Source organism: Anaerotignum faecicola (assembly GCA_024460105.1).
Classification (GTDB): domain Bacteria; phylum Bacillota; class Clostridia; order Lachnospirales; family Anaerotignaceae; genus JANFXS01.
The window spans coordinates 1-531 of record JANFXS010000140.1 but is presented as its reverse complement, the minus strand read 5'-3'; the positions used below and the strand labels follow the sequence as shown (position 1 = coordinate 531).

The following is a 531-nucleotide window of genomic DNA, read 5'->3' as shown; positions in this document are numbered from 1 at the left end:
CAAGCATTGAACCGAGGGTTTATGCCCTGGCCGACGGCGACAAAGCCCTGGATTTTGCGATCGAACTGGCTAAAAAATCATGAGAAAGGCTTAAATTATGGCTGATGTTACAAAATTATCGGAATGTGCAATGCAGATCGTGACCTACGCCGGCTGCGCCAAGTCCAGCTATATGCAGGCGCTTCAGGAGGCCAAGAAGGGGAACTGGGATCAGGTGGAACCGAGAATTAAGGAAGGCGAACAGTTCTACCGCCAGGCCCACGAGCAGCACGGCGAGATCCTGCTAAAAGAGGTGAACACGCTGGAACCCCAGATTACGCTGTTAATGTCCCATGCAGAGGACCAGATTATGTCGGCGGAACTGGTACGCGTCCTGGTGGAAGAATTGATCGAAATATATACGAATCAGAAGGGAGAATGACGATGGCAAATTATACGATATGGGCAAATGCCACGACAAAGAATGGATTTGCGGCAGATGAGATCATTTCCTGTCTGCAGAAAGCGATCCGGCGGGGAATGGTGGAGGAG

At 50.7% G+C, this 531-nt stretch carries 1 protein-coding gene; it reads left to right on the top strand.

Annotation, left to right across the window (positions count from 1 at the left end; all coding sequences use genetic code 11):
• The first annotated feature begins 97 nt into the window (after window positions 1-97).
• Window positions 98-421, top strand: coding sequence for a PTS lactose/cellobiose transporter subunit IIA (locus NE664_13170; protein MCQ4727582.1), 324 nt, complete (start codon window positions 98-100; stop codon window positions 419-421).
• Window positions 422-531: the final 110 nt, after the last annotated feature.

Excerpts from the sequence above, each read along its gene's own strand:
- NE664_13170 (MCQ4727582.1), top strand. The coding sequence starts at position 98 with ATGGCTGATGTTACAAAATTATCGGAATGTGCAATGCAGATCGTGACC.